Here is a 22,555-nt window from a genome sequence, read left to right as displayed (position 1 = left end):
TTATTAATCATAAAATTAAGTTAAACCTTATCAGCCGGATAACCCGTGTGCGCAACCAGTTGCGCGTAGGTTTCATGTAACGTCACGGCCGCGACCCGCCAGCCGACCTTCAAAAGCGGAATCAACCGCAGTGGGTCTTCTACCGGCACTTGATGTTCATGGGCGAACTTACAAATCGCCGGTAAAACTTCCATATCAGAATTAGCAAAATAATAATTACCGCTATCAGTCAGCACAAAGATCGTCGCCCGAAATGCGTGGCGTGGGTCGAGTCCTTCCGTTACGTGACACCGAATCGCACCGATCTGAATTCGCCGCACCGCACTCAGTGGCATTTCACCCAGATTGCGTCCTTCTGGTGACCACAAAACGACCTTTGTCGGGGTCAGTTCGACCATTGCGTACTTTTCGCTCGACGTCCCCGATAAGCGCCGTAACCAGTTACGTTCTGGTTTTGGCTTTGGATACTCCTGTCCCTGAATCTCAAAATGAAATGGGACCACGCACTTTTGCGCCCGCTCAATGGCCCGATAATGACCCGCAATTTGATGGTTCGTAAAAACAGATGCCATTGGTTTAAACATAACGCTCACCCCTCTCACCGTCAGTATACGCTTTCATGTGACAATTTACAGTGATTTCATCACGACAGTTTTCATTTTTTGTCGCAGTGTTCGGCTGAAAATAAGATAAAAATAGCGGCCAAATTACAGCGTAACTTGGCCACCACGATACTTACCAGCTTGGCTCAAACTATGTGTCAATATTCACTGCCCCTATGTGTGCTGACCGACTTGCGGTCACCCCCGCTTTGAACCATTCCGATAAGCCTGGATCAAAGTAATAATTGCTGAAGTCACCAATCAGACCTTCTGACCTCGTCATTGCAACCGCAGTTGCCTAGTCAACTCTGACCATCATTATTATAGCACCTTTGTTAACGGTTACACAACGCTAGAACTCATTCCTTAAGTCATCAAAAAAAGCTTGCCAGTTTGACAAGCTCTTGGATTACGCTTATTCAGCATCATTGGGCTGGCTATCATCAAAGTCAGCTGGCATGATGGCAAAGTTGCTAGCTTCAGTTGACAATAATGCTGCATAGGCCCGGACTTTGGCAGACAACGCTGGAATGATGGCACCATTCAAATTGTTCAACATTTCTTGTTCGTCGTCTTCAATTGATTTGTTGTCAGATTGACGTTCAATAATTCCCACCATCTCACCACTTAGGCGTACAATCGCAAAAACGGTCGCGGATAAGTCGAACATTTCTTCTTTATAGGTCACTTGTAATTGAGCCTGCACAACGTCATCGCCAAACGTCTTCTTAACATCTGGATTGGCGGTCGTATAGCTGAATTGCCCCTGACCAGGATTGTCATCGTCTTCAGAACGATCATAAACGATTTGGAAATGTAAGTCTTGGATTGCTGAGTTTAAGATTTCAATATTCATTTAGCCAAACTCCCTTTTATATATTACTCCCACCATAAAGGAAAACTTGGCAAAATACAATCAAATTTGCCGGCTTTTTGTGAATAATCCGTTAATATGCCGTTAACGTTTTGTAAAGTCAGTAACGGACCTTAGGTTGACGCTGACTCGAATTACTTATACACTAAATAAGGATTTTAGTTAAGGGGGGCGTTCTATCATGTCGATCCACCGAGGATTACCAGTGCTCGTCATCCTGGCCGTCTGTGGCGGTTTACTGACCCTGCCGGCAACCAATGCACAAGCCTTGCGAGTTCGGGGAACCCGTGTCACAATGCGAGTCAAGCACCGGGCGAAGCCGTCGAAGCACCACTACTCGAAACGGTCAGCCCGCTCACACAACGCCAGGCATCATCATTAATTTATTGCAAATCTAACTAAAAAACGATTAGCGTCCCGGTTACGAGACGCTAATCGTTTTTGTCGTTCTATTCACTGCATGTATAACTTTCTTAACCAGATCGCTCACCAGTGTTGTCTTAACAGCAGTATCACTGCCACACAACGTAACTAATTTTGTACCCGTTGTGCGTTTTTTTGACGAACCTTGTCAGGCATCGTTTCAGCCAGTAAGTACTGTCGAATCAGGCTGACGATTTGCTTATTCTGTGGTAGATCGGAGTGCGCCGTATTCGCCCCCGTTACAGTAATCTCCGTAAAATGCTTGACCTGATCTTGAAAGATGTACTTACCGTAGTTAACGCTGTTATACGGCACCGTCCCATCACTGGTATAGTTTTCCGTCCCCGCAATCGAGTAAACGGTTAACGATTCCGGCAAACCAGTCCGATAACGGTAAAGTTCCTTGAACATGCTCGTCTTGGCGGTCGTACTTGTCGATTCCATATTGTACGGCGAGGCAATCGTCATTAACCGGTCAATATGAACCTTCGGACTTTCCTTTAGATAGCGCTCTAAAAAGAGGGTCCAAATGAGGCCACCATTGGAATGACCTAGCGCATAAAAGTGATTAAAGTGATACGTTTTGACCAACGCCTTGAATGCCGTATTCAACCAGACAGCTTGCTTATCAATATTAGCTTTACCATCACGATTATTCGCGAAGCCAATCACGATGAACGGCTCATTATCATTAGCAGCAATCGAACCACTATACTTAATTATCCCATCCGTCTGAACTGTCAGCTTCAATACACTGTGTTTTTTCGGCGTTTCCTTCCCCAACTCGGTAATCAAACTATCAAACCGGTTCTGTGACGCACTCGATCCGGGGACCATAATAACTGGTGCCATCCGCGTCCGACCAGTGTTTTTCAGCGTCTTGATATTCGCTTGACTCCACGTGTAGGCCGGCCAACAGATCCCGACTAACAAACCGATTCCAAGAAGCCACCGCCACCAATATCGTTTAAGCATCCGCCTGCGCCTCCTCCTCAACCTGGTTTGCCAATAGGACAAATGGCAAGTAGATTGCTGTGGCTACCGCTATATTAATCAGACTAACGATGAAGGCCCGCCAGTCGCCACCAGTTCCCAGCCAACCGGTCAAGAAGCCCGGCATCGTTCTACCAACCGGATAAACGACCGGCGGCATCCATTGAAGCTTCAACGCGCACCACGTGATGACCATGCTAGCCAGTGGCGCTAATAGAAACGGAATCGCTAAAATCGGACTATAAGCAATCGGTAAGCCGACGAGCAACGGTTGGTTGATATTAAACAGTACTGGCAAGGCACTGGTCTTGGCCACCGTTCGATAATTACGGTTACGTGAACGCCACAAAATTGCAATCAATAACGCTAACGTCATTCCGGGACCACCTACGTTCGCAAACGCATCAAATAACGTATGGAGCGTTACTGGATTTGGCGCGCCCCACGCCGAACCGTGTTGCAACGCATATTCCAAATTTTGAACCGTACTCGTAGTACTGTTACCACTAAAGTCAACCGGACCGATAATCCCAATTAACCAGTATAAATTGCTGAGTGATGCCACGCCAATTATCGCTAGTAGCGACGCCCCCGGATTACTGAATGGTAAGGTGAAGACCGCGTAAAACAGGCCGTTTAATCCCCCTTTACTGACAAAACTAACACCATACCCGATGGCACTGAACACCAGCAAAGCAGCGACTATCGGTAACCAGTTCGCGTGTGCCCGCGCTAGCAAGTGGGTCTGGGTCTCGATCTCCTGGTGGATGTGTGGATACCGTGTCAAATGACTGAACAACCAACCAGTCAACAGGCCCACCAATAGTGCGAGGAAGATGCCCTGAGTTCCCAAATTATCTTCTAAAAACCGACTGCCAGCAGGCTGACCCTGGGTACTAAAAAAATTATAATTGATATTAAGCATGATAAAACTAATTGCCGCCGTCAATCCCGCTAACAGATTGTCACGCTGGGCACTCCGCGCAACAAAATTAGCAGCTGAAAAAGCCGCAATCACGGCAAGGATGCCGTTGATACTCAGATTAAGCATCGTCGTGTAAGTTGCCAAATGTTTAAACCCCGGCAGCCAGTGACTGAGATAATAAATATGATTCAAAAAACCATTGCGCTGAAAGATTGCCTGGTTCATAAAACTAACGTACGCCCCAACTAATGCGAATGGAAAAAGCAGCGTCAACGTATCACGTAAGGCGCGCCAATAACGTTGCCGCTCAACGACCCGTTCAAAGGTCAATAGGCTGTTCTGTACATGCTTTAACATACCTAACCCCCAAAAGAAATTTACTGTCTATAATATACGCTAGTTCATCGACCTTGCCCACTAGGTGCGTTTAATTTTATTGCCCAACACTAATCCATTATAATTATCGTAAAGATAACTGGAGGTGGTTATAATGCCAAGCCGTTACACAAATATTTTAGTACCCGTTGACAGTTCCGATGCTGCACAAGCCGCTTTTACTGAAGCGGTCAACATTGCCCAGCGGCACCAAGCAAACCTGACTGCGCTCTACGTGGTGGATGACAGCGCCTACCACACCCCCGCACTCGACCCGGTTCTATCTGAATTACTAGACGCGGAAGCCGCTCACGCAAAGGATGCCATGCGGCAGCGACAACAATTCGTCGCCACCACGTCCGCACCGAATTTAAAAACTGAAATCAGCTACGGGATTCCAAAACACACCATTGAGGACTATGCCAAGCAACATCCCGAAATTGACTTGATCGTGCTCGGCGCCACTGGTACCAACTCGCCCCATCGCGTAGCCGTTGGTTCAACGACCAGCTACGTCGTGGATCACGCCCCTTGCAACGTCATCGTCATTCGTTAATCGCAACGCCCGCTACTAGTCATTTGGACTGGTAGCGGGCGTTTAGACTAATACAGTATTCATTTCGATTTCATATCATTTGTGGCTACTTAAACCCAAAGCACCGTTCCAAGGTAACGTCACTAAAACGCTGCCCTGAAACGGTGCTTTCTAATATTCAACTGACCTCACCCGGACTCGAACCGGGATCAACCGCTTAGGAGGCGGGTGCCCTATCCAGTTGTGCTATGAGGCCATTAACAATCCGTAAAATATCATCTCACGGATTGTGCATTTTGGCAATTACTGATTGCTAAAGCGATCACGATTTTTCTTGCGCATCCCTTTTTTCTTAGAATGCTTATTGTGACCCTTCTTCTTTTTAGGTGTTGCCGCAGCGGGCCGTTTCCGGCTTGTCTCCACTCGTTTAACCTCATCTGGGTGACCAGCACTCACGACCCGGTGCCGACCGTTAGCCGCGTTGCCAGCCGTTTCTGGATGGTCGAACGTTAACGGTGGAACAACTTTATCTGGTTTCGTATCAACAATATGATAATCAACCAAGTAACCCGGCTTGATTTCATAGTCGGTCGTCGCCATCAGCTTCTTAAAGTCGCGGACATCATGGTCGTCACCGAACGTCAAGACTAGTCCATCAGCACCCATGCGGCCTGTCCGACCACTCCGGTGAATATAAGTCGTGACATCTTTAGGTAGCTGATAGTTGATCACAGCTGGCAATTCAGGCACGTCTAGACCCCGAGCCGCCAAATCAGTGGTCAACAACAGCCCGACTTTGCCTTGCCGGAATAACCGCAACGCTTTTTCACGTTCAACCTGACGTTGATTACTGGTCAAGGCAACGTAACTCACGTGCTGGTGTCGTAATTCTAAGGCGACATGTTGGAGTTCCTGCATCTTATTGAAGAAAACGAGGGCCCGCATATGGTCAACACGACTAATCCGTTTCAGTAAGTCCACCCGGTGCCGATTACCCACTTGCATCGTCCGGTGCCGAACCACCCCCTGGGTCTGATCAATGGCCCGCACATCGATTTTTTCAACATGCTGACCAAACCAGCGTGGCAACTCATCTAAAATTTTAGTTTCGGTTGCTGAGAAGAAGCCTAATTGTAACGTTTCAGCAAATGTAGCGTCGAGAATTTCACGAATCTGATCCAAGGTTTCATCTGTCAGTAATTCATCGGCTTCGTCGACGATCATCATCTTCAAATGCCCAAGCTTGATCTTACCATCCGCAATCAGGTTAGTAATCCGCCCCGGCGTCCCAACAATTACTTCAGGATGCTTTTTGAGCTTTTCCATCTGCCGCTTAACGTTAGCCCCCCCCGTAATCGCGAGGACTTTGGCATCGATCAACTGGCCCCACTCGCGCACCACGTTGGTTGTTTGCATTGCGAGTTCTTGTGATGGCGCTAAGATCAGTGCCTGCGTGCCTTCTCCGACCCGCAACGCTTCGAGCATTGGCCACGTAAACGCTAGGGTCTTACCAGACCCCGTTGGTGCGAGTCCTAACACCGATTGACCAGCTGCAAGTGGCTCGGCCACTGCCGTTTGAATCGGCGACAACTCGGTGAACCCCGCCGCCGCAAATTTAGTTTTAAATACGTCTAACATAGTGCCTCATTTCTATTTATCGGTATCAGGGGCTTCACCCGTAAAATATAGGTGCCCTGACTGCCGCAAATTAAATAATAGTTTATTAACATTTCGACTAAGTTGCCGCCAAGCTAAGTATTCCGTCTGGTGATTGCTTGGGTCATTGATAACGGTTGCGAAGTCGCGCGCCTCGGCCAGCATTGGATTGGTATCGGGTTGCGCCCCAATCGCATGCTCCTGACCATCCTTATCTTGATAAGTGATTTGTCCAAGTTCAGCAGGATTATCCATCACAATAGCGTCGCGCAGACCGTTGATTTCAGATGGCAAGAACGAATTACTAGTCTTACCAACGTTCAAGGTCACCGTAAAGTCAGCGTAGCGTAAAATAGCCACACCCTTACCGTCAACGCCCGTTCGAATCAAGGTTGGGTAGTAAGCCACCTCTTCCGGCATGCCGAACCAGCCGACCGCATCGTAGGCCAGGTACACACCTAAATCCTGAAGCGCCCCACCGGCAAAGTTCAACGAGAAGATATTCGGTTCTTCACCAGCCAAGACGGCGTCATACCGTGACGAGTACTTCATGTAAGTCAACGTCGCACCCTGAACTAAGGATAACTTTTTAATCTGATCCTTGACGCGTTGGAAATTAACTTCGTGAATCTGGCGTGCTGCTTCAAATAATAGGACATCAGGGTGAGCCTTTAAAACGGCATCTAACTGTTCAAATTCTTGTTGGTTCGCCACGGCTGGCTTCTCGACGATGACGTGCTTACCATAGGCGATTGCTTGTTTAGCCTGGGCAAAATGCAGACTGTTTGGTGACGCAATGTAGACCGTATCAAAACTACCCCGACTGAAAAATGCATCTAAATCCGTAAAAGTCTCATCGGCATGATTCTTGGCGGCAAAAGCCTTCGCGGTCTCAGCATGGCGGGAATAAACACTCGTCAATTGCCATTCACCAGAGGCAGCGGCAGCATCAATAAATTGTTGTGTAATCCAATTCGTTCCGATAATTCCTAATTTTAACATCGATTTGACTCCTCTCAACGGCGCTAGTCAACCAGTCGTGATTGGTGGCGCTTACTCGTGCGTTTAGTTTATAATTCTATTTTACCAGTTTTCGCCGTTAAGTTGGGCCATAAGGATCAAAAGTCACCCGCTATTTTGCGCATAAAAAAAGAGCCGCCACACGGGCAGCCCTTTTAAAAGCTAAGCTTATTGAGGAACAACGTTAGCAGCTTGTGGGCCACGATCGCTTGATTCTTCATCAAAGGTAACTTTTTGGCCTTCTTCTAAGGTCTTGAAACCGTCAGTTTGGATAGCTGAGAAGTGAACGAATACATCGTTGCCATCTTCACCAGTAATAAAGCCATAACCCTTATCAGCATTGAACCATTTTACAGTACCATTTTTCATGAACTAAATCCTCCTAGGATATAAAAATAAAAAGTAACTAACACATGTTATTAACACCTATAAAGAATTTACGGTAACACAATTAAATGATACTTTAAAACTTCACATAAATGCCAATCACATTATATAGATTAACACACTCACCCAGTAATTTCCAATCAGAACACAAATTAATTCAAAAAAATTAGTTACCGCCCTTCCGAAATTGATAAAATATTACGTTCATTACCCGCAGGTAACAGTGACATAAAGGCTTTAATAAGAATCCACTTATTACGTGACGTTAACGCCGTTTTAGTGGTATATTTTAACTATAGATTTATTCAGAAAGAAGGTTGATCCAGTGAAGCGGCGTGGCGCAATATTATTTGGTTTATCATTACTTGCAGGACTTTCTAGTACACTACTCCACAAACGGCACCCTAGTACGATCGCTGACGGTGACTTAGCGGTTTTCTACGCGGGAACTTGGACCTATCGTGATGAGGCTCATCACCGGGACCACACGTTGGAGATTGATCCCAACATGATGATTCGCATCGACGGGCGCTCGGTACCAGCCACCGTCGAATCCATCTCATCGAGTGCGCTCGTCTTACTTGATCAATATGGATTTCACCTTGAGGTGCGGGCTAATGAGCAACGACCTGTAACCCTCTTTGACGAAGCCGATGATCGCAGTTATGTCATCTTATCGCCAAATACCTAATGACGCTAGTGACGTCCTAAGGATTTTAATAGGTCGCCATCAAAATAAGTCGCAAGTTCAAGAAGAGTCTTGAACTTGCGACTTATTTTTAGTCAGCCTAGCAGCTAATAAGCTGTTAATTTAATTTGCGAAATAAGTTATTCAAGGATTAGGCCTTAATTTAAGCCCTGCGCCACAACTTTATTGTACGCTGTCACACTACCGTTGAATAGAATTCCAGCGAACTCTTGACGAGTCCCGTTCTGGCGGTAAACGGCGCGATCGGAATAATGCATAAACATCACTCGTCGTCCCTGTTGGTGGGTCTTCGCCGTGTCCAGCCATAAGTCAGTGTCTTTTAGTGCGGGCTTAACGATCTGCTTGGCAACTGCGGGCGTTGACCATACGACGCAGGAGCGATTATAATCCTGGTTCAACGTGGTCACTAATGCCTTAAGCTTGGCACGACTTTTTCGAACCGCAATCGTCTGGTCCGTGTAGTCACCGTAGTATTGCACTTGAATCGCAATTGGTAAATTGCCGATGCTATCCCCGACCGTTTTCTCGAAATAGGCCGCTTGGGCCGCAGCAGTCGATGAAAAACTAAACGTATGGATTACGCCAACACCTAAACTTGTGCCAACGATTCGTTCATAATTGCTTGCAAAGTTATCATCCGTATAACTAGCTCCTTGAGTAGCGTGTAAATAGACAAACTTGAGCCCATCATTTTGCAAGGCCGCAAAATCTAAATAACCGTCATTTTGTGACACAGCAACCCCACGGACATCAAACCCACTCACGACAGCGTCACTACGCCAACGTAACCAAGCCAAGCCGCCCCAAACGCTGCCAATGATTACTAATAGAACTAATAACCAGCCCAGTCGATAACGCCACCGCGCCCACCGCGTTTTTGCGTATACTGGTCGATAATGTTGCCGCTTTGTCATCTCATCAATCCTTTGCCTACAGCATTAAAGCTCCGTTCGTGTTTGACTAATGGCCTCGCGAACCCGGCCAAGACTTTCTGCCATTTCGATATTGCCATGAACAGCAGTCATCAAGAAGAGACTATCGATAATACTCATCTGGGCAATCAACGAAGTCAGCCCTTCCGAACGATAGTTAATTTCTTCTGCAACTGAAATAAAGGCAACGGTACTGTCCTTAGCCAGGGGCGAGTTACCGAAGCTAGTTAACGCGATCACTGGCACACTTTGTGAAGTCAGGGTAGCCAGCACTTGTAGTGTTTGCTGATTACGCCCGGTATGTGAGATAACCACTGCCACGTCGCTGGCATTCATCTGAGCCGCTTGCATCAGTTGCATATCATAGTCACTATTATGGGCACACGGAATACCGGTGCGCACAAACTTATGATACCCATCTAAGGCAGCGACTGCGGAGCCCCCGAGACCATAAAAGCCAATCGAGCGAGCATTCAGCAATAATTCCACCGCCCGCTTGAGATCTGCTTCCGTCATTACCTGACTTGTCTGATCTAGCGAACTACGAATACTATTGAATGTTGATTCCGCAATTCCTTTGAAAGTCGTTTGTTTTTCGACATCTTGAAAAGCTTCCGCATTAGTTTGTTCAATCGGTTCGGCCGCCGTTAGTTCACGTGAGAAGTCACGGAAGCTACTAAAACTAATCCGTTTGACAAACCGTGAAACCGTGGCCGTTGAAACGCCAACCGCGGCAGCCAAGTCTGAAATCGACTGAGCCGCCGTTTTAATTGGGTCGGCAATAATATAGTCAGCAATCTTGCGGTCCGTCACACTTAAATTCGGATAATAAGACCGAATTAAAGTCAGGACCCGATTGCGATGTACTGGTGATTGTGTGGACATTTCGGCCACCTCCATGACCAAATTTTACCACAATTCTTAATAACACCCTAAACTTCCTCACAGGTGCCACCGTCACAAACTCTTGAACACTGTCCAGTCCACAACGACTGAACCTCGTTGCCGCTCATTCGACAGTCCCCGTCGATACTAAGCCCTTACGAGTCTGTTTCGGCTTATCCAACATGTAAGTTCTAATCAACGTGACAATTTGCGCATTTTGAGGTAAATCGGAGTGCTGGGCATTCGTACCAGTAACCGTAATCTCTGTAAAATGCTTGACTTGCCCTTGATAGATATACTTGCCAGCCTCGACACTCCGCGCTGGAACAAGACCGTCTGAATCATAGTTTTCGGTACCTGCGACCGAATACATTGTCGCTGACTTAGGCAATCGATCGCGGTACTTAATAAAGTCAGCTAACATTTGTGTCTTATGATTCAAATTAGCTTCTGAGAAATTGTAAGGTGAGCCAATGGTCATAATTCGTTTGACCTTAATATCGTCGCGATTAAAATAGTGTTCAAAGTAGTACGTATAAATCAGACCACCATTCGAGTGACCAATTGCTTTGAAATTATTGAATTGATACTTGGCAGCCAACTTCTTAAAGGCCAGTGAGAACCAACGGGCCTGATGCTTAATATTATCATAGCCGTCACGATTATTTTGAAAGCCAACGACGATGATTGGCTCGTTATCACGGGCACGCAACGACCCCGTCATTTTAATCGTATCATCCGTCATCACGGTCAGCTTAATTAAACTATGCCGACGATGATCAGCCTTATTAAGTTGCTTGACTAAGGTGTCAAACCGATTCTGAGTCGCACTACTGCCGGGAATCATAATAATTGGTGACATCTGCGAATCATGGCGTCCTGCCATCGCAGCCACGTTGGTTTTCGTCCACTGGTATGAGGGCTGAATCAAAAAGCCCAGAAATAGTAAGCCTAATACAAGCACTAACAGACTTCGCCGCCGTCGCTGCCAATTAGGTCGATTATACATGCTTAGCACCCCCCACCTGTGCTTGCGCCGCCTGCACAATGGTTTCCGCCAACCGCATGAACGGCAAATAGATCACCACTGATAGTGCCAAATCAACGATACCAAGTAAAAGTGCCACCACGTTACCGTTAGTGCCGATAAAGGCAATCAACGGTCCCGGCGTACCCACGGGAACCGGATAAACCACGGGTGGAATCCAATGAAACCCAATTGCCAGCGCCGCCAGTCCCATATTTACGACAGGCGCAAGCACAAATGGTATTAGATAGATTGGATTATATAGAACTGGTAAGCCTGTCAGTAGCGGTCCATTACTATTAAAGAGCGCAGGTAATAGACTCCACCGCGCGACTACGTGGTAGTTATGATTGTTGCTACCGATATAAATGGCAATCACTAAGGCCAGCAACATCCCCGTTCCGCCAAACGTCCCAAATGCGTGATACAACGTGTTGGCCGTATACGGATACGGCACGTGATACGCCGAGTGATGTGTGAGTGCATAATTCAAATTGGCCGTCATTGTCGCACTGTTGGTCACCAAGCGTTCTTGGTACGGACCAGCTAGTCCAAGAATTTCTAACAACAGCGTCACAACTGCCATGCCAAAGGTCAGCCACAGACTGTGACTAGTCGTTGCGTACTTTTGAAATGCCGACCAACTTTCAGCAGAGTACGTAATAATCATCAGCCAGTTCAAAGCGAGGCTCACTAGCACGGCCAATACTAGTATTAAGGCCATTGGAAGTAGTGAACTGAAAGTCCGTGTCAAGATATCGGCCGTATGCGGACTACTTTGTGCCGGAACCGGCTTGCTGAACCATTTGAAGAGCAGGCCGGTCAAACCACCCACAATCAATGCGCCCGTTAGACCGTTAGTCCCGATCAATAAAGTGTTAAAAACACCAATTTGATTTTGATTCGTATACTGATAAGCCACGATCAATAGCGCAATCGCGGCGGTCAATCCCGCTAGTTGGTCATCGCGCTGATTGAGTTTGGCATGGTATTTTGCCGCACCAAATGCTGCTACTACGGCCACACCGTTGAGCGTCAAGGTTGTTAAACTATCAAACGGATAGTGTAAGTAACGATAGTATGGGACCCATTTTGACAGGTGAAAGATACTGGCAATAAACCCCGTTTTCGTCAACACGGTCAGTTGAATGATTTGACTGAACGTCCCAATCAAAATGAATGGGAACGTCAACATCAAGGTCCGTTGAATAATCCGATAGAAGTTAGTTTGCCGAAAACGCAACAAGCGCGGCACTAACCGTTGAATTAACCGTTGTTCATCAAGCCACACAATACCGCCCCCATTCCGGTAATCTACTGAACTTCATTATAAGCCGTTTTAGACGCTGCTGCCTATTAAAATCTGTTATAAATTTACATGCTATGCTGGTATCAACCATACTTATATCGGATTGTTAATTTAATCTGACTGGTCAACAACGGTGTGGCTTACGCTGAGACAGCAATCTGATTACACCAAAAAAGGCCACGCCGTAATTGCAGCGTGGCCCCGTCACCTAAATTTGATCGATTATCGCCAATTGATCTTGCTGAGAACGCGTTTTCCTAAGCCATTTTGCAGAACAATGAACACCGGATACGCACTGATCATCAGTGGTAGGTAAATCACAGCTAACGACCAATCTAATAGATTAACCAATGAGAAAATTCGGCCGGCAAACAAAAAGACTAGGACGAACAGTGTTGCCATTAACACGACTAACCCAATTTTGAACCGGTTCAACGGCCGGGCTGCAATCAATAACGCATTTAAACTAAAGATCCCGGTCATCAACACACTCAATGTCGCGGTCGTTTCGAAATTCAGCTGGAACTTATTACCTAACACCATGATGACCATGATATAGCCGACCACGCAGATCGCCGCGGGAACGGCAATCTCCATCACCTGTTTCATAAAGCGCCCGGTAATTCGCGTATAATCAGGCTGTAACGCCAAGAAAAAGGTTGGAATACCAACCATCAACGATGAAATCGGTGTTAATTGGATGGGCTCAAACGGGTAGCTGTGGCTCATGAAGATAAAAATCAACGTCAGAGCGACCGAATACATCGTCTTAATCAAGTAGAGCGCGGCGACCCGTTCAATATTATTGATAACGCGGCGACCCTCGTTCAGCACTTGCACCATCGCATCAAAGTTCGAATCGATTAAGACAAAATCAGCCAAACTCTTCGTGGCTTCACTCCCACTCGCCATCGCGATACTACAATCCGCCTGTTTCAGCGCCAACAAATCATTAACGCCGTCACCAGTCATCGCTACGGTATGGCCGTTGCGCTGATAGGCTTTAATTAGTTGCTCTTTTTGTTGCGGCGTCACTCGACCGAACACCGTATAATTTGTCACTAGCTGATCATAGTCGGGGGTAGTCCCCACTTGACTCATATCAACCAGCCGATCAGCGTCCTTGATCTCAGCCCGTTGTGCAATACTGGCGACCGTCACCGGATTATCACCAGAAATAACTTTTAGGGCGACGTCTTGATTAGCAAAAAAACCAAACGTCGTCTTAGCGTGTGGCCGCAACTCATCCGTAATCAGAATTAATCCCAAAGTCATCGGTCGAGTCGGTTTGGGCGTCGTTAAGGCGGCCACTTCGGCTAACACTAATACCCGGTAACCTTGTTGCGCGAGCGTTTTGATGCGAGACTGTAACTCGCTGGGTACCGTGGTAAAAATAAATTCCGGTGCGCCCATAACGTAAGCGTGACCATCAAACGCGGCCCCACTCCACTTACGACTTGAAGAAAAGGGAAGAACTTCTGTCGCTTGCACTGGTGGCTGACCAAAAGCAGTCTTGATGGCCCGGGCCGTTTCATTATCATCATCAATAGCAGTGACTAACGCAGCTAACCGGTGCTCCACTGCTGTCAAATCATGCTGGTTCCACGGCTCAACGCGTTCAAAAACTAACTTGCCACTAGTAATCGTTCCAGTCTTGTCGAGGCACAACGTATCGACCCGGGCCAGTGCTTCAATGGCGGGTAGCTCCCGCACCAATACCTGGTGCCGGCCTAAAGTGAACGCCCCAGCAGCTAAAGCGACTGACGTTAACAGCACCAGTCCTTCCGGAATCATCCCGACCATCGCGGCCACCGTCCCGAGGATTGCCCGGTTCTGACTTTCACCCCGCATCATAGTGGAAATGAACAGTCCAGCACCTAGTGGAATAATCGTAAAAGTCAAAATTTTGATAATTCGATTGATAATCGTTAACAGTTGACTTGGCGTCCGCCGTTTTTGCTTAGCTGCTCGCGCCATCTGCTTGATAAAACTGCCGTGACCAACCTGCGTTGCCTGCACGATTCCGTGACCACCAAGGATGACACTCCCAGAAACCAGCTCATCACCCGGCCCCTTAATAACCGGATCAGCCTCACCAGTAATCTGGGACTCATCGACCTCTAATCCAGCGGTCGCCCGCACGAGCCCATCCACAGGAATCTGCTCGCCACGGGTCACTAATAGTAAATCATCCTGAACGATTTCGTCCTGACCAATCGCCACCGTTTGACCGTCACGGCGGACTTGAACCTTAGTGGCCGATAATAATGCCAGCTTATCGACCTGACGCTTGGCACGAATCTCCTGAAAAATACCGATGGCCGTGTTGACGATGACCACGAATAAGAACAGCATGTTCTTATAGCTTCCCGTCAAAAAGACTAATCCGGCTAACAAAACATTGATACAGTTAAAAAGTGTTAGCAAATTATCACGAAAAATCTGTTTAACAGACCGCGTTAAGGGCGGTAACGGCTCATTCTTTAGACCCGCTGTCAGGCGCTGGTCAACTTGCTTAGTCGTTAACCCGTGTTCAATTGCTGATAAATAACGTTCCGACATGGTGGGCCCCCTTAAAATTAACTTTAACCTTATTGTAAACGATTTTTTAAGCCTGGGGCCAAAATAACGCCCTAATTTAGCGTTTACCATGCAGAATTAAGATTTTCATTACGATTGATCATAAAACTACTTCAATAAATCATTATTGATTTTGATTTCAGCCTTAACAAAGATTATTGTATTACGCCCCATTTACTGCTAAATATTGGCGAATTTAACCTATAAAAAAACGGCTATCTGCTAAGATAGCCGCACTGAATCTTAAATTATTTTTTCGTCTTATCAGCAGGTAAGTGTGTCTGGTCAATCGCTAACTGCATAACCTTCGTGAACCGTTCATCAAGTTCAGTCCCCTGCATCTTAAAGAAGCCGCCAATCTCTTGGATAATGAATCCGAACAACGTGGAACGGTACAAGGTATTCTCCACCCGCGCCGAATCATCCAGTTGTAATGGTTTAAACATATCCTGGTATAACTGCACAATTGCTTTACGAGACCGTGGGATTCTTAGGTTATCATTTAAGTCAAGTAATAACGGTGCCAACCCCCGATGCTGGTTGCAGGCCGCCCGGAATTCTTGAGCAAATGCCATCAAAGCCTCATCACCGTCAACGTCTGAGATTGTTTCAGTTAAACGATCCGCAACATTTTGAACAAATTGGAGGCCAACCTGATCTAATAAATCACTCAAGCTATCAACATAATTATAAATCGATTGCGGCCGCACATCCAAAACTAACGCTAAATCCCGAATTGTTAATCCGTTAATTCCCTTGCTTTCAATTAACTGATTAGCTGTTGCTAATACTTTTGCCTGTGTCAGTGTTCTTCTCTTTACCATCATGCTCCCCCATTTATCGGTTTATTTCGTTTATCATTATAACCCAAACTGGTCAAAAACCGAGATGAAATACATACTTTTATCAAAAGTAATACAATTGATGGTTTTTGTGGGTGTTTTTTGACCAATAAATACAATTATTTAATTTAATACGCTAAATTTGACTCAAACAGCTCCAGTGAACTAGTTTACAGCAATTACAGCGCATTATTTATTAAATTATTTAAAGCAATAATTATAATTATCAATAAACTGTTTTATTAGCCGATTCTAAATGATCTGTCTATTAAAATCGGACGAATTCAAATCAATATCAGCGCTTAAAAACGGTTATTTTGTGCTTCTAATTCAAAGTTAGCCCTCAAGCTGAGTAAAAAAGTGTGTTGGTTACCCGACAAATAATCAGGCACCCAACACACTTTTCATAATTTCATTAATAATCCAGTTTTAAAATGCTTATTGTTCGCGTTCTAACACCGTTACCGATTCAATATGTGGTGTTTGTGGGAACTGGTCCACGGGTTGGACCGGGGCACTAATATGGTAGCCGTATTCTGCAAACCGTTGGGCGTCTCGAACTAAGGTTGATGGGTTACAACTAATATAAACCACCCGTTTAGGCGCCATTTCACCGGCACTCTTGATAAAGTCGGCGTCCAAGCCCTTACGTGGCGGATCAACGACGATCACGTCCGGCTTAACGCCATCTGCTTGCCATTTAGCCATGGCTTTTTCAGCGCTATCCAAAACAAAGGTCGCGTTCGTAATACCATTCTTATCCGCATTCTGCCGTGCGTTATCGATGGCTGCTGGCACGATTTCAACACCATACACTTGCTTGGCATGTTGGGCCATCGTTAACGAAATCGTTCCGATACCGGAATAAGCATCGATCACCGTCTCATTACCCGTCAAACCAGCTTGATCAATGGCTAACTGATAAAGCTTTTCGGTCTGTTGTGGGTTCACTTGATAGAAGGACTGGGCTGAAATGGCGAATGTCAGGCCCAGTAACTGATCATCGATAGTGGCCTTACCAGCTAACACGTTGTTAACTGGCCCTAAGATCACGTTAGTCTTCTTAGAATTAACGTTTTGAATCACACTGACAACTTCAGGTAACGCTGCTTGAATCTCTTGTGTGACCACGTCAGCCATTGGTAAGTGTTTCGTTCGCGTCACAATAACAACCATCATCTCATGACTGTAATACCCACGCCGTACCATGATCGTCCGAATCGTCCCACTATGATGGAATTCATCGTAGGCTGCCTCGTGATATTTCCGTAAAATATCGCGAACTACCACGATAGCCTTATCAATTGCAGGATCTTGAATATAATAATCTTCAATTGGCATCAATTGATGACTGTTCTTCTTGTAAAAACCAGTCGTTAGTTGTCCTTGGACTTGTCGTACGGGTACTTGGGCCTTGTTCCGATACTGCGTCGGGTTGGCCATACCAATCGTTGGTAAAACTTCGACATCATCCATGTGGACCTTTGCAAATAATTCGGCCACCTGGTGCTGTTTAAACTTCAATTGTTCACTGTATTCCAAGTGTTGTAGTGGTGCAATCCCGGTTTGACGATAAACGCGCCCTTTAGGATTAACCCGATGAGGACTCACTTGGTTAATCTTTTCCACATCACCAAACGCAAAGTTCTTCGTCGTCTTCGTGACCTTGACCGTAATTTTTTCTTCTGGCAATGCATTTTCGATAAAGATTGGGTAATTATCGACTTTAGCAACACCCATACCCTGATAGGTTAAATCCATGATAGTGACGTCTAAAACTTCACCCTTGTGCACTGGTAAATTAACTTTCATTTGTTTCCTCTTGCTTTCTTTGTTAGTGACTTATTATTTTTTAGTTACTGCCTGGTAGCCACTGCTCCGGGCAGCGAGTGATATGGCCATTAATACTGCCACACTTGGCAGTGTCGTTAACATTTACTGATTAAACATGCTATTCAAATTGCTTACTGTGAGTGTCAAAACGCGCGAATTTGAGCTGTCTCATGCTTTGCACCACTGACAAATCATTGCTAAACCGACAAACGATTAAATCGTTAGGCAATGCTCAATCATGTCCCTGTGACGGTAACACTTTTAAAAAAATTACCGTCCACCATTGTATCGGTAAACGGTAATTTAAGCAAGTTATTCTGTTTTTTCGTCGTCCTCAGTTGCAGCTGGCAACTGATCAACGGCTGAGACAAAGTGTCGCTCAGCGTCTTCCAACTCTGGATCTGTATCCGTGATTGCCTCATCGGGGATCCGATCCGTATCGGCAAACATTTCGATATGTTGCTTCAAATTCCGGAACGTCATCGGTGCATCACCACCGTACTCCCCATCCAAGTTGATCATTAAGCGATCCTTGTCAGCTGGTTTGGCGACGACCTTGCTCGTCTTCACATAAATAATGCTTGGATCATTGATATGCTTGCCACCATTGAGCACTAATGTCATTAAGTGAAGCATTTTGGCAAGGTTGCTCGTCTTCACAATAATCATGGTAAATTTACCATCATCTAATGACGCGTCCGGCACTAACTGCTCAAAGCCACCAACTGAATTAGTCAGCGCTAAGAAAAACATCGAAGCCTTGCCCTGATAATGACCACCATCATATTTCAAATCCATCTCAACTGGTTTTACTCGTGGTAATAACTCAGCACCCTTGGCTAAGTATGCCGCGTACCCAAAAATCGACTTCAATTGTGATGGTACGTCATAGGTCAGCTCCGTTAACATGCCCCCAGCCGCAATGTTAATGAAATACTGTTCACCAGCCTGACCGATATCCATCTTAACCGTCTGGTTCTTTAGGACTACCTTGGCCGCCGCAACCGGATCATTGCGCGGAATCCGCAGTGCCCGGGCATAATCGTTGGTCGTACCCGCCGGAATAATAGCCATCTTAGGTCGCCGCTTTAACCCGGCTAACCCGTTTACTACTTGATTGATGGTCCCATCACCACCAGCTGCTACAATCAGTTCAAACCCGTCCTTGGCACAACGTCGCGCTTCATCAGCCGCCGAATTAGGGGCGGGCGTCGTTGCGAACGCACTGGTCTCATAACCAGCTTGTTCAAAGATACCAAGAATTTCAACTAAATCGTGGGCCAATGCCTCACGTCCAGAAGTCGGGTTATAAATAAGTCGTGCCCGTTTACGCATGTTTCCTATTCCTCCGCTCACACGGTCAAGCGTTCAGCGTCTCATCTCTACCCCAATGCTGGACATGCATCAATCGAGGCTCAACACCTTATCGACCAACGCTTCTACCGTGCTTTTAATGATGTCATTAATAGTTGGTTGACGACTTTCGGGTTAGCTTGACCACGTGTCTTCTTCATGATTTGACCCACGAGGAACCCAACGGCCCGGTCTTTCCCGTTCTTAAAGTCATCAATTGATTGTTGATTATTATCCAATACGTCGTCAACGATTGGTTGTAACTTCGCCGGATCAGACAATTGGACTAAGCCCTTGTCGTTGACCCATTGGACAGGCTCTGAGCCCGCCATAATGGCCTTAAAGACCTTCTTAGCAATTTTACTTGAGATGGTTTCATCTGAAATCATCTTGATCATCCCAGCTAAGTTAGTTGGCGTTAAGTCAGTCGCTAACAAATCAACTTTATGCTCGTTCAAGTACGCGTTAACGTCCCCTTGCAAGTAGTTTGAAGCTAATTTAGGATCCGCACCTTCAGCAACGGTTGCATCAAAGAAGTCAGACATTTCCTTAGTTTGGGTCAACACACCCGCATCATAAGCAGTTAAACCAAATTCATTGATGTAACGTTCACGCCGCGAACCAGGCATTTCTGGAATGGTCTTCTTAACGGATGCAATCCAGTCATCATCGATATCGACTGCTGGAATATCAGGTTCTGGGAAGTAACGGTAATCATCGCTACCTTCCTTGACCCGCATCAAGATCGTTTGGCCCGTTGTTTCATCAAAACGCCGCGTTTCTTGTTGGATCTTGCCACCCGCCATGAGAACTTGTTGTTGGCGTTGTTCTTCATATTCTAACGACTTGCGCACGTAGTTGAAGGAGTTCAAGTTCTTCATTTCGGTCTTCACACCATACTTGTCGGAACCGGCCGGCCGAATTGAAATGTTAACATCGACCCGCATTGAACCTTCTTCCATCTTAACGTCCGAAACGCCCGTAAATTGGATCCGTTGCCGCAACGCTTCACAGTAAGCATAAGCTTCTTCTGGGGAGGCAATGTCAGGCTTAGAAACAATTTCAATTAGCGGCGTCCCTTGCCGGTTCAAATCGACATAGGAATAGTCGTTTTCATGGGTGTTTTTCCCGGCATCTTCTTCAATATGCATCTCTTCGATACCGATTTTTTTCTTTTTACCATCAACTTCGATTTCAATCCAACCATCATGCGCAATTGGTTTTTCATGTTGCGTAATTTGGTAGGCCTTCGGGTTATCCGGGTAAAAATAGTTCTTCCGGTCAAAGTACGTGTGATGTTCGATTTCAGCATGTAAAGCCGTTGCTGCTTTAATCCCAGCTTCGACCACGCCCTTGTTAGGCGTTGGCAATACCCCCGGATACCCCCAGTCGATCACGTTCGTGTTGGCATTTGGTTCGGAACCAAATTGCACGGGTGAAGGACTAAAGATTTTTGAGTTCGTTTTTAATTCAACGTGGACTTCCAAACCAATCGTGGTTACAAAATTCATTAGTTAGCACCTCCGACTTTCGGGGTTTGCTTGTAAACTTGCGTTGCTTGTTCAAAGGCATAGCCCGCTCGATACATTGTGCTTTCATCAAACGCCTTACCAATTAATTGCAAGCCAACTGGTAACCCGTCTGCAAACCCAGCTGGTACTGACATTCCTGGTAACCCAGCCAAGTTGACTGGAATCGTCAAGACATCGTTCATATACATCGTAATTGGATCAGATAATTCGTCACCCAACTTAAAGGCTGGCGTTGGTGCAACTGGTCCCATAATCAAATCGTAGTCTTCAAAGACCTTATTAAAGTCATTGATAATCATCGTCCGAACTTGACCAGCTTTGTGGAAGTACGCATCGTAATAACCAGCTGACAAGGAGAAGGTCCCTAACATAATCCGGCGCTTAACTTCATCACCAAAGCCCTCGGAACGACTACGGACATAGACATCTTCCAAATTCTTAACATCGTCAGCCCGGAAACCGTAACGAATCCCGTCAAACCGTTGTAAGTTTGAAGAAGCTTCTGAAGATGCAATGATGTAGTAAGCAGCCACACCATAGCGACTGTTTGGTAAGGAGACTTCTTCAACCGTAGCACCTAAGTCTTCAAACTGCTTGACTGCTTGTTGAATGACTTCACGAACTTTAGGGTCGATCCCCTCGCCCATGTATTCTTTTGGTAACCCGATCTTCATACCCTTGATATCACCCGTCAAACCGGCCGTAAAGTCTGGTACAGTTTGTTTGGATGACGTAGTATCATGCACATCGTTACCTGCAATCATATTCAAAGCGGCCGCGTTATCCTTGACCGTCCGTGTCATTGGGCCAATTTGATCTAATGAAGATCCAAAGGCAATCAGCCCCCAGCGCGAGACCCGACCGTACGTTGGTTTCATGCCGACAATTCCGTTAAATGATGATGGTTGCCGAATCGAACCACCCGTATCAGAACCGAGTGCCACTGGCACTTGTCCAGAAGCCACTGCGACAGCTGAGCCACCTGAAGACCCACCGGGCACTCGACTGATGTCCCAAGGATTACGAGTGACATGGAACGCCGACGTTTCAGTTGACCCTCCCATGGCAAATTCATCCATGTTGGTCTTACCAACGATCAAAGCGTTGCTTGCTAATAGTTTGTCAACCACCGTGGCATTATAGACCGGCACGAAGTTTTCCAACATTTTGGAAGCCGCCGTCGTCGTTAGGCCCTTCGTCACAATATTATCCTTGACTGCCATCGGAATCCCAGCAAAAACGTTGTTCGCGTCGATGCCATCCTGATCCAAAGCAGCCGCCTGTTGTAAGGCCTGTTCTTCATTTAAATTCAAGAACGCCCCTAGCTTAGGGTCAACCTGATTCATATTCGCAAAAGTGGCCTTCGCTAGTTCCGTAGCACTGATCTTCTTGGCTACCAAGTCAGCGTGCAGACTAGTTAGATCTTGGTCGAAATAAGTCATTATTCACCGTCCCCACTTTCATCAATAATTGCTGGCACTTTGATCAAGCCATTGGCCGTTTCTGGAGCATTCTTCAGCAATGCTTCCCGGAGTGCTTCATCACTCTTAACTGCCACGTCTTCACGTAGCGTATTCGTATGATCACTCATCCGTGACGTAACGGGTACACCCGTGGTATCAACTGTGCTTAATTCTTCGAACATGCCGATAATTTTTTCTAGTTGCGGTGTGAACATCGCTAATTGGTCTGGTGTAAACTCCAATTTGGCTAAGCTCGCCACGTGTTGCACTTGTTCGGCATTAATTCGTTCTTCAGCCATC

At 46.2% G+C, this 22,555-nt stretch carries 21 protein-coding genes and 1 tRNA gene; 3 read left to right on the top strand and 19 right to left on the bottom strand.

What is annotated here, in order from left to right; all coding sequences use genetic code 11:
* Positions 1-20: 20 nt before the first annotated feature.
* Together ACWQAU_RS11455 and ACWQAU_RS11450 are read right to left on the bottom strand one after the other, a co-directional pair.
* Entirely contained in the window at positions 21-584 is a 564-nt protein-coding gene (locus ACWQAU_RS11455) for a hypothetical protein (protein WP_003646269.1), read from the bottom strand.
* Positions 585-1,017: 433 nt separating this feature from the next.
* Positions 1,018-1,458, bottom strand: a complete 441-nt coding sequence (locus tag ACWQAU_RS11450) for a hypothetical protein (protein ID WP_003643305.1) — start codon at positions 1,456-1,458, stop codon at positions 1,018-1,020.
* A gap of 199 nt (positions 1,459-1,657) precedes the next feature.
* Between ACWQAU_RS11450 and ACWQAU_RS11445 the strand changes: the two genes are divergently transcribed.
* Positions 1,658-1,858 carry a hypothetical protein gene (locus ACWQAU_RS11445; protein WP_003643304.1) on the top strand — a complete coding sequence of 67 codons (201 nt, stop codon included), beginning with the start codon at positions 1,658-1,660 and terminating at the stop codon, positions 1,856-1,858.
* A gap of 149 nt (positions 1,859-2,007) precedes the next feature.
* Here the strand turns inward: ACWQAU_RS11445 and ACWQAU_RS11440 are convergent, their stop codons facing one another.
* Both ACWQAU_RS11440 and ACWQAU_RS11435 read right to left on the bottom strand, forming a co-directional pair.
* Positions 2,008-2,874: an alpha/beta hydrolase gene (locus ACWQAU_RS11440; protein WP_076642829.1), complete on the bottom strand. Its 867-nt coding sequence runs from the start codon at positions 2,872-2,874 to the stop codon at positions 2,008-2,010.
* Positions 2,867-4,174, bottom strand: coding sequence for a PTS sugar transporter subunit IIC (locus ACWQAU_RS11435; protein WP_003644138.1), 1,308 nt, complete (start codon positions 4,172-4,174; stop codon positions 2,867-2,869). The genes ACWQAU_RS11440 and ACWQAU_RS11435 overlap by 8 nt, the downstream gene beginning before the upstream one ends.
* A gap of 133 nt (positions 4,175-4,307) precedes the next feature.
* Here ACWQAU_RS11435 and ACWQAU_RS11430 point away from each other — a divergent pair, with 133 nt between their 5' ends.
* Complete coding sequence (locus ACWQAU_RS11430) at positions 4,308-4,748, top strand: universal stress protein (protein WP_003643301.1); 441 nt, start codon at positions 4,308-4,310, stop codon at positions 4,746-4,748.
* A 162-nt stretch (positions 4,749-4,910) separates the two neighbouring features.
* Here the strand turns inward: ACWQAU_RS11430 and ACWQAU_RS11425 are convergent.
* The 4 genes from ACWQAU_RS11425 to ACWQAU_RS11410 all read right to left on the bottom strand — a co-directional run bounded on the left by ACWQAU_RS11425 (position 4,911) and on the right by ACWQAU_RS11410 (position 7,772).
* Positions 4,911-4,983 (bottom strand) — tRNA-Arg (locus ACWQAU_RS11425).
* Between the two features lie 47 nt (positions 4,984-5,030).
* Positions 5,031-6,365 (bottom strand): DEAD/DEAH box helicase, encoded by a 1,335-nt coding sequence (locus tag ACWQAU_RS11420; protein ID WP_003641354.1) that lies wholly within the window; start codon positions 6,363-6,365, stop codon positions 5,031-5,033.
* Positions 6,366-6,377: 12 nt separating this feature from the next.
* Positions 6,378-7,385: a Gfo/Idh/MocA family protein gene (locus tag ACWQAU_RS11415; protein WP_003644135.1), complete on the bottom strand. Its 1,008-nt coding sequence runs from the start codon at positions 7,383-7,385 to the stop codon at positions 6,378-6,380.
* Positions 7,386-7,571: 186 nt separating this feature from the next.
* Positions 7,572-7,772, bottom strand: coding sequence for a cold-shock protein (locus ACWQAU_RS11410; RefSeq protein WP_003638174.1), 201 nt, complete (start codon positions 7,770-7,772; stop codon positions 7,572-7,574).
* 343 nt (positions 7,773-8,115) lie between these two features.
* On the opposite strand from ACWQAU_RS11410, the gene ACWQAU_RS11405 reads away from it, so the two are divergent.
* Positions 8,116-8,481 carry a DUF4828 domain-containing protein gene (locus tag ACWQAU_RS11405; protein ID WP_003641352.1) on the top strand — a complete coding sequence of 122 codons (366 nt, stop codon included), beginning with the start codon at positions 8,116-8,118 and terminating at the stop codon, positions 8,479-8,481.
* A gap of 155 nt (positions 8,482-8,636) precedes the next feature.
* Here ACWQAU_RS11405 and ACWQAU_RS11400 read toward each other — a convergent pair whose 3' ends face one another.
* The 11 genes from ACWQAU_RS11400 to gatC form a co-directional block, all read right to left on the bottom strand.
* Positions 8,637-9,413, bottom strand: coding sequence for a GH25 family lysozyme (locus ACWQAU_RS11400; RefSeq protein WP_027821302.1), 777 nt, complete (start codon positions 9,411-9,413; stop codon positions 8,637-8,639).
* Between the two features lie 24 nt (positions 9,414-9,437).
* Positions 9,438-10,316: a MurR/RpiR family transcriptional regulator gene (locus tag ACWQAU_RS11395; RefSeq protein ID WP_003644133.1), complete on the bottom strand. Its 879-nt coding sequence runs from the start codon at positions 10,314-10,316 to the stop codon at positions 9,438-9,440.
* A gap of 124 nt (positions 10,317-10,440) precedes the next feature.
* Entirely contained in the window at positions 10,441-11,325 is an 885-nt protein-coding gene (locus tag ACWQAU_RS11390) for an alpha/beta hydrolase (RefSeq protein WP_003641349.1), read from the bottom strand.
* Complete coding sequence (locus ACWQAU_RS11385) at positions 11,318-12,634, bottom strand: PTS transporter subunit EIIC (RefSeq protein ID WP_003644132.1); 1,317 nt, start codon at positions 12,632-12,634, stop codon at positions 11,318-11,320. The genes ACWQAU_RS11390 and ACWQAU_RS11385 overlap by 8 nt, the downstream gene beginning before the upstream one ends.
* Positions 12,635-12,874: 240 nt before the next feature.
* Positions 12,875-15,214 carry a cation-translocating P-type ATPase gene (locus ACWQAU_RS11380; protein ID WP_027821303.1) on the bottom strand — a complete coding sequence of 780 codons (2,340 nt, stop codon included), beginning with the start codon at positions 15,212-15,214 and terminating at the stop codon, positions 12,875-12,877.
* 266 nt (positions 15,215-15,480) lie between these two features.
* Positions 15,481-16,059: a TetR/AcrR family transcriptional regulator gene (locus ACWQAU_RS11375; RefSeq protein WP_003641346.1), complete on the bottom strand. Its 579-nt coding sequence runs from the start codon at positions 16,057-16,059 to the stop codon at positions 15,481-15,483.
* Between the two features lie 453 nt (positions 16,060-16,512).
* Positions 16,513-17,886 (bottom strand): 23S rRNA (uracil(1939)-C(5))-methyltransferase RlmD, encoded by a 1,374-nt coding sequence (rlmD, locus tag ACWQAU_RS11370; RefSeq protein WP_003644130.1) that lies wholly within the window; start codon positions 17,884-17,886, stop codon positions 16,513-16,515.
* Positions 17,887-18,219: 333 nt separating this feature from the next.
* A complete protein-coding gene (locus tag ACWQAU_RS11365) occupies positions 18,220-19,242 on the bottom strand; it encodes a diacylglycerol kinase (protein ID WP_003641344.1) in 1,023 nt (340 codons plus the stop codon).
* A gap of 104 nt (positions 19,243-19,346) precedes the next feature.
* On the bottom strand, positions 19,347-20,771 hold the full coding sequence (gatB, locus tag ACWQAU_RS11360; protein WP_003641343.1) for an Asp-tRNA(Asn)/Glu-tRNA(Gln) amidotransferase subunit GatB: 1,425 nt from the start codon (positions 20,769-20,771) through the stop codon (positions 19,347-19,349).
* Entirely contained in the window at positions 20,771-22,234 is a 1,464-nt protein-coding gene (gene gatA, locus ACWQAU_RS11355; RefSeq protein ID WP_003644129.1) for an Asp-tRNA(Asn)/Glu-tRNA(Gln) amidotransferase subunit GatA, read from the bottom strand. Before gatA ends, gatB begins: the two co-directional genes overlap by 1 nt.
* Complete coding sequence (gene gatC, locus ACWQAU_RS11350; protein ID WP_003641341.1) at positions 22,234-22,554, bottom strand: Asp-tRNA(Asn)/Glu-tRNA(Gln) amidotransferase subunit GatC; 321 nt, start codon at positions 22,552-22,554, stop codon at positions 22,234-22,236. The genes gatA and gatC overlap by 1 nt, the downstream gene beginning before the upstream one ends.
* Between the last annotated feature and the right edge of the window lies 1 nt (position 22,555).

It is taken from the genome of Lactiplantibacillus sp. 3062 (genome assembly GCF_055413545.1).
Note: the sequence above shows the minus strand (reverse complement) of the source record. Positions and strands in the feature narration are given on the sequence as shown.